Raw genomic sequence first — 2,518 nt, 5'->3', positions numbered from 1 at the left:
AGGCAATGAAAATATAAAATATGTTATTAAACTAAAATATTGGGATTATGAAGTAGTGCCGGTATTCTCTTTTATCAGATACTAAGGCTTCAGTTTTGTAAATTTATAATAAATAACACCATTTAAAAGTATTGTGAGGTTATTCCGTTTCAAGTATTAAAAAGAGGAGATCTTTTAAAATACAAAAGCCACCATAAAATTATTTCTGTATTGAAATATCTTTATGGCAGCTTGTAAATTTCTTTGTTAGGCCTATTTAAAACCTGTCAAGGTTCATCACCTTGGTCCACACCTTTACAAAGTCGTTTATAAATTTGCCCTGGGCATCGGCGCTTCCGTATACTTCGGCCACAGCCCTTAACTCTGAGTTTGAGCCCAGTACAAGATCTGCACGGGTAGCAGTCCATTTCACTGCACCTGTTGCCCTGTCACTGCCTTCATAAAGTTCTTTATCCTGGGATACGGCCTTCCATGCAGTGCTCATATCAAGCAGATTGATAAAGAAATCGTTGCTGAGCACACCCGGACGCGTTGTAAAAACACCATGTTTTGAACCATCAAAGTTTGTGTCCAACACACGCAGGCCACCTAATAATACGGTTAGCTCAGGTGCGGTAAGTGTAAGTAAATGCGCTTTATCTATCAGCAACTCTTCGGTAGATACCGGGGCTTTTGTTTTGCGATAGTTACGGAAACCATCAGCAGCAGGTTCCAGGTAGCCAAATGATTCAACATCGGTTTGCTCCTGCGAGGCATCCGCGCGACCAGGTGTAAAAGGAACTGTGATGGTGTGACCGGCATCTTTAGCTGCCTTTTCAACGGCTGCATCACCAGCCAGTACGATCAGATCGGCCAGCGAAACTTTTTTATCGCCGCCCTGCGCGTTAAATTCCTTTTGAATACCTTCAAGCGTATCCAATATATTTTGCAATTGCGCCGGGTTATTTGCCTGCCAGTATCTTTGCGGGGCAAGGCGAATGCGGGCACCATTGGCACCGCCACGCTTGTCAGTACCACGGAAAGTAGATGCCGAGGCCCACGCTGTTGAAACCAGTTGAGATACGCTTAAACCTGATCCCAGCACCTTCGTTTTCAGAGCTATAACATCAGCTTCAGCTATTAATGCATGATCAACCGCCGGGATCGGGTCCTGCCAAAGTAGTTCTTCCTGTGGTACATCAGCGCCCAGGTAACGTTCGCGCGGGCCCATGTCACGGTGGGTCAATTTAAACCACGCACGTGCAAAAGCATCAGCAAAAGCATCAGGATTTTCTAAAAAGCGTCTTGATATTTTTTCATAGGATGGATCAAACCGCAGCGCAAGATCTGTAGTAAGCATAGCCGGCCTGTGTTTTTTTGAACTATCGTAAGCATCAGGAATAACAGCTTCTGCATCTTTAGCTACCCATTGATTTGCACCGGCCGGGCTTTTTGTTAGCTGCCATTCATAGCCAAACAGGTTTTCAAAAAAGTTATTACTCCATTGGGTTGGCGTTTTGGTCCAAATCACTTCTAATCCGCTGGTGATGGTATCGGCACCTTTACCTGAAGCATAGCTGTTGCTCCAACCAAAGCCTTGTTGTTCAATTCCGGCAGCTTCCGGCTCTTTGCCTACATTATCGGCAGATGCGGCACCATGGGTTTTACCAAAGCTGTGCCCACCGGCTATCAATGCTACCGTTTCCTCGTCGTTCATCGCCATCCGGCCAAAGGTATCGCGGATGTCTTTAGCGGCCATAACAGGATCAGGATTACCATCCGGGCCTTCGGGGTTCACGTAGATCAAACCCATTTGTACCGCAGCAAGCGGTTTTTCAAGATTACGGGAGTGGATATCACCATCTGCATCATCATCTGACACCAATACACCATGCCCTTCCTGCACACCGTGTGAACCATGCGCATAACGCAGGTCGCCGCCCAGCCAGGTTGTTTCAGCTCCCCAATATACTGACTCGTCCGCTTCCCAGGCATCCTCACGCCCACCGGCAAAGCCAAAGGTTTTAAAACCCATTGACTCTAAAGCTATATTACCGGTAAGGATCAGCAGATCGGCCCATGAAATTTTACGGCCATATTTTTGTTTGATAGGCCAAAGCAACCTGCGGGCTTTATCAAGGCTCACATTATCAGGCCAGCTGTTAAGCGGCGCAAAACGCTGCAACCCGGCACCGGCACCACCACGTCCGTCACCAACACGGTAAGTTCCGGCACTATGCCATGCCATACGTATAAACAAACCACCATAGTGACCAAAATCTGCCGGCCACCAATCCTGTGAATCGGTCATAAGCGCATGAAGATCTTTTTTTACAGCCTCAAGGTCGAGACTTTTAAAAGCTTCGGCATAATTAAACTCATCCCCCATAGGGTTTGATAACGAGGAGTGCTGACGAAGAATATTCAGCTTTAACTGGTTTGGCCACCAATTGTGGTTCCGGGTGCCACCGCCGCCAACATTGTTCTTCATGCTGCCGTTGTGAAAAGGGCATTTACTGATGTCTATTGATTCGCTTTC

General features: G+C 46.7%; 1 protein-coding gene. It reads right to left on the bottom strand.

The genetic code is table 11. From position 1 onward, the window contains the following. Positions 1–256 precede the first annotated feature (256 nt). On the bottom strand, positions 257–2,518 hold a 2,262-nt coding region (gene katG / locus VF500_RS05155; protein ID WP_330858648.1), incomplete at its 5' end, for a catalase/peroxidase HPI.

This window comes from Mucilaginibacter sp. (assembly GCF_036383575.1).
Taxonomy (GTDB): domain Bacteria; phylum Bacteroidota; class Bacteroidia; order Sphingobacteriales; family Sphingobacteriaceae; genus Mucilaginibacter.
The sequence above is the reverse complement of the archived record's forward strand: the minus strand, read 5'-3'. Positions and strand labels throughout refer to the sequence as shown.